The sequence below is a fragment of the uncultured Leifsonia sp. genome (genome assembly GCF_945957465.1).
GTDB lineage: Bacteria > Actinomycetota > Actinomycetes > Actinomycetales > Microbacteriaceae > Leifsonia.
Genome location: NZ_CAMFLC010000101.1, coordinates 1 through 4,609 on the forward strand (window position 1 = coordinate 1; position 4,609 = coordinate 4,609).

Here is a 4,609-nt window from a genome sequence, read left to right on the forward strand (position 1 = left end):
CGCCCGCCGATGCGCTCACGACCCCGGCCGGGCGCGGCCCGTTCGCCGCACAGGCCGCCGGCGGCGGATGGTGCCGCTGGGGCGACGACCCGGCCGGCACCACGTCGAAGGCGGTGCACACGCTGGCCGTGCAACTGCTGCCGCGGGCGGCGGCGAGCTGGGAGCGCCTCGCCGCCCAGTATCCGGAGTCCGCTGCGATGGGCGCCCACTACGACGGCGGTGAGTCGCGCGGCGGCGACTGCGCGCCGGCGACGGGCGCACCCGGAAGCAGCTGCCGCACCAACGTGCTCGTGGGTGGTTCCTGGCTGGCCGTGCAGGCGGTCAGCGGGACCTCGGCGATCGACGAGAAGGCCTTCCATGCGCTCGTGCAGTCGTTCCTCCCGACCGTCGCCGCCATCGACGCGCGCACCCCGACGGCAGCGCCGACGGCGTCCGGAAGACCGTTGTCGTGCGGCTCAGCCGACTGGCTGAAAGCCGTCGCTTCGGCGTTCGGGCCGAAAACGGTCACGACGCTCGACCCGGGGGAGAGCTTCGGGATGCCCACGGCGCTCCTCGGCGTTCCCGGGACGACCACGTGCGCGTACAGCAGCGGAGGCGACGGCGGCTCCGGCCACCTCGGGACGGTCTCGGTGCTGCGCGGCGCCTCGGACGCGTACGCTACGTATCACGCGGCCGTGGTCGACAGCGACTCGGACGCCAGCGGGGGCACGATCGAGGTGGGCGGCTCGCCGCTCGCGACTCTGGTCCGCACGACCTCGGCGTCCGGCTCGACTCCGGCGGAGACGGTCGTCGACGCCCTGGTCGGCGGCACCTGGATCCAGTACGCGGCGCAGGCCGGCTCCGGCGACGAGGCCGCGTCGATGGTCCAGTGGGTGGCGGGCAGGCTCTGAGCTGCGGGAGGCGCGGGCCGGCACGCTCTGTCACGACGACGAGGCTGCGGGTGGCGGGCCGCCGCTGATCAGCCGATCAGTCGCTCACGTCACGCGCCGGCGGGCGCGCGTTCCGCCGCGCGGGCCGGGTCGGCGAGCGGTAGAGACACGCGGAAGGTTGCGCCACCGCCGTCGGTCTCCACGACCTCCACCGTGCCGTGGTGCGCGGCGACGATCGACGAGACGATCGCCAGCCCGAGGCCGCTGCCGCCGGTCTCGCGCGCGCGGGAGGTGTCGGCGCGCCAGAAGCGCTGGAAGATCTTCTCGCGGATCTGCGGCGGGACGCCCTCGCCGTGGTCGCGGACCTCCAGGACGGCGCGATCGGCGCGGTGGTCGACCTGCACGGCGATCTCGATCGGGCTGCCCTCGGGGGTGTATCGCAGCGCGTTGCCCATCAGGTTCGTGACGACCTGACGGAGCTTGTTCTCCTCGGCCATGACGATCGCCGGCTCGGCCGGCGGGGCGGTCAGGACGACGCGTTCGGTCGTCGTGACCGGGATCGGCCCCGTGGTACCTCGCCGGCCACGGCCGCCGCGGCGCAGGCGGGCCAGCGCCGAGCCGGCGAACGCGATCGGCCCGGTCGCATTGCTGGGGCGCGAGACCTCGTCCGGGATCGTGTACGGCACGGTGTCGACGCCCGGCTCCACCGCATCATCGGAGGCGGCCTGCACGGCGGCAGCCGGCACCGGGCTCGGCGTGAGCACGGTGACGGTGCGGTCGGGGGAGCCGGCCATCGCGTCCATCGCGGCGTCGCGGGCGATCCGGACCAGATCCACCGGGCGCAGGTCGAGCGGCTTGGTCTCGTCGAGACGGGCGAGTTCGAGCAGATCTTCGACCAGGAGGCCCATGCGGATGGCCTCCTTCTCGATGCGGTCCATCGCCTGCGCGACGTCTTCGGGGGTCTGCAGCGCGCCCATCCGGTACAGCTCGGCGTAGCCGCGCACCGAGACCAGGGGCGTGCGCAACTCGTGGGAGGCGTCCCCGACGAACCGGCGCATCTGATCGATGGTGCGCGCGCGGTCGGTGAACGCGCGGTCGATCCGGTTCAGCATGGTGTTGAGGGAGCGGTTGAGCCGCCCGACCTCGGTGTTGGGCGTCGCACCGCCGAGGCGCTGGCTGAAGTCGCCGTCCGCGATCGCCGCGGCGGTCTGCTCCACCTCGCGCAACGGGGCGAACGTCGTCGTGACCAGCATCCGGGTCAGTCCGGCGCCCACGACGATGACGATCACGCCGAAGAGCAGGAAGATCGCCAGGAAGGCCGCCATCACGGTGTCGATCTGGCTCGTCGTCGTGGCGATGATGACGGTGGCGAGTTCGCCGGTGCCGGCGAAGGTCTGCGTCGTGACCAGCGCGCGGTACGACGTCCTGCCGTCGTTGCTGGGCACCGGGAAGCCGCCGACCGGCATCGCCTTGGCCTCCGAGAGCGACAGGCTGGCCGGGATCGCCGGCCGGTGCGCGAACGGGATGTTGGTCCAGTTCGTCTTGACCAGCTTGCCGTTGGAGTCGTACAACGCCGCGAAGTAGTCCGACGGGCTCGAGTCGGTCGCGATCTTGTCCTTGTCCGACGAGGAGCCGTAGAGGTAGGTGTTCACGTAGGTCGCACCCGACGCCGCCGACAGCTGCGCGTCCAACTGCTCCAGCAGCACCGGCTTCAGCATGGCCATCGTGCCGATGCCGGTCACGAGCAGCCCGAGCGTCAGCATGAGCACGGTCACCCCGGTGATCTTGGTGCGCAGGGAGATCGCGTTCCAGCGGTCGAGCAGGCGAGAGTGCATCAGGCCGTCAGTCTATGCAGTGGATGCTGTGCCGCGGATGTGCGCGGCAGGTCACGCCTTGGCGGCCTTGAGCATGTACCCGAACCCGCGCTTGGTCTGGATGAGCGGCTCGCTGGAGTGCGCATCCACCTTGCGGCGCAGGTACGAGATGTACGACTCGACGATGCCGGCGTCGCCGTTGAAGTCGTACTCCCAGACGTGATCGAGGATCTGCGCCTTGGAGAGCACCCGGTTGGGGTTGAGCATGAGATATCGCAGCAGTTTGAACTCGGTCGGGCTGAGCTCGATCGGGGTGTCGCCCACGAACACCTCGTGCGTGTCCTGGTCCATGGTGAGCTCGCCGGCGCGGATCACCGCGTCTTCGTCGGCCTGCATCGTGCGCCGCAGGATGGCCTTGATGCGGGCGACGATCTCGTCGAGGCTGAACGGCTTGGTCACGTAGTCGTCGCCGCCGACCGTGAGGCCGGTGATCTTGTCCTCGGTGTCGTCCTTGGCGGTGAGGAACAGGATGGGCGCGGTGTAGCCCGCGCCGCGGAGTCGCTTGGTGACGCCGAACCCGTTCATGTCCGGGAGCATGACGTCGAGGATGATGAGGTCTGGCTCCTCTTCGAGGACCGCGGAGATGGCCTGCGCGCCGTTGCCGACCGCTCGCACGGCGAAGCCGGCGAAGCGGAGGCTGGTGGTGAGGAGATCGCGGATGTTCGGCTCGTCGTCGACGATGAGAATGCGGGGTCCTGCGTTCATGCGAAACAGTATCTGCGCGTCTGCTGAATTCTGCCTGTGAGCGGTCGGTGCGCGCTGCGTGTGCGCACGGTGCGCTCACGGTGCGCGTTGCGTGCACGGGTCTGGCGCTGCCAGTGTGAACAGTGGATGCTGAAGAGACCAGCGATCGGAGCAGCCCATGTCCCATCCCACCGTGGTCATCGCCGGAGCCGGGCTCGCCGGAGCCACGACGGCGGTCGAACTGCGCGAGCGCGGCTTCGACGGCCGCATCATGCTGCTGGGCGCCGAGGGCCATCACCCGTACATCCGGCCGCCGCTCTCCAAGGAGTTCCTGAAAGGCGAGGCGCCGTTCGCCGATGCCGCCGTGAAGCCTGAGGACTGGTACACGCAGAACCAGGTGGAGTTCCTCCCCGGCGAGGAAGCCGGCTCCTTCGACCCCTCCGCCCACGAGCTGTTCGTCTCGGGCGGGGCGCGGATCACCTACGACAGCCTCGTGCTGGCGACCGGTGCATCCCCTCGCCCGCTGGGCGTGCCGGGCAGCGGGCACGGCGCCGTCTTCTCTCTGAGAACAGTCGAGGACTCCGAGTGGCTGCGTTCTGCGCTCGAGGTCGGCGGACGCCGGATCGCGATCGTCGGCTCGGGCTGGATCGGCCTGGAGGTCGCCGCCGCCGCGCGCGGTTACGGAAACGACGTGACCGTGGTCGGGCGCGGCGACGTGCCGCTCGGGTCGGCCGTCGGACCGGAGCTCGGCCGCGTGTTCGAGTCGCTGCACCACGCCAACGGCGTGACGTTCCACAACGGCGCGCACGTGGTCGCGGTCGAGGGCGGCGACGAACAGGCCGTCGTGCTGGCGACGGGGGAGCGCCTCCCGGCCGACGTGGTCGTCGCGGGTGTCGGCGCGTCGCCCAACACGGCCGTCGCGGAGCGCTCCGGCCTGGCACTCGACAACGGCATCCCCACCGACCAGGCGATGCGTACCGAGATCGAGGACGTCTATGCGGTCGGCGACGTCGCCGACCCGTTCCTCCCCGCCATCGGCCGGCGGCAGCGCAACGAGCACTGGGCGAACGCGATCGCGGGCGGCACGGTCGCGGCGCGAGCGATCCTCGGCGAGGACGCGAGCTACGACGACATCCCGTACTTCTACTCCGACCAATACGATCTGGGCATGGAGTATTCGGG

At 70.8% G+C, this 4,609-nt stretch carries 4 protein-coding genes; 2 read left to right on the forward strand and 2 right to left on the reverse strand.

Annotation, left to right across the window (positions count from 1 at the left end; genetic code table 11):
- A partial coding sequence (locus Q0Q23_RS19750; RefSeq protein WP_295128415.1) for a hypothetical protein occupies positions 1–890 on the forward strand: 890 nt, incomplete at its 5' end.
- 89 nt (positions 891–979) lie between these two features.
- Here the strand turns inward: Q0Q23_RS19750 and Q0Q23_RS19755 are convergent.
- Together Q0Q23_RS19755 and Q0Q23_RS19760 are read right to left on the reverse strand one after the other, a co-directional pair.
- Complete coding sequence (locus tag Q0Q23_RS19755) at positions 980–2,704, reverse strand: HAMP domain-containing sensor histidine kinase (RefSeq protein ID WP_295128418.1); 1,725 nt, start codon at positions 2,702–2,704, stop codon at positions 980–982.
- Positions 2,705–2,755: 51 nt separating this feature from the next.
- Positions 2,756–3,448, reverse strand: coding sequence for a response regulator transcription factor (locus tag Q0Q23_RS19760; protein ID WP_018191755.1), 693 nt, complete (start codon positions 3,446–3,448; stop codon positions 2,756–2,758).
- 157 nt (positions 3,449–3,605) lie between these two features.
- Here Q0Q23_RS19760 and Q0Q23_RS19765 point away from each other — a divergent pair.
- Positions 3,606–4,609 (forward strand): NAD(P)/FAD-dependent oxidoreductase (locus Q0Q23_RS19765; protein ID WP_295128425.1); only part of this gene is annotated, 1,004 nt, incomplete at its 3' end.

Excerpts from the sequence above, each read along its gene's own strand:
- Q0Q23_RS19755 (WP_295128418.1), bottom strand. The coding sequence starts at position 2,704 with ATGCACTCTCGCCTGCTCGACCGCTGGAACGCGATCTCCCTGCGCACC.
- Q0Q23_RS19760 (WP_018191755.1), bottom strand. The coding sequence starts at position 3,448 with ATGAACGCAGGACCCCGCATTCTCATCGTCGACGACGAGCCGAACATC.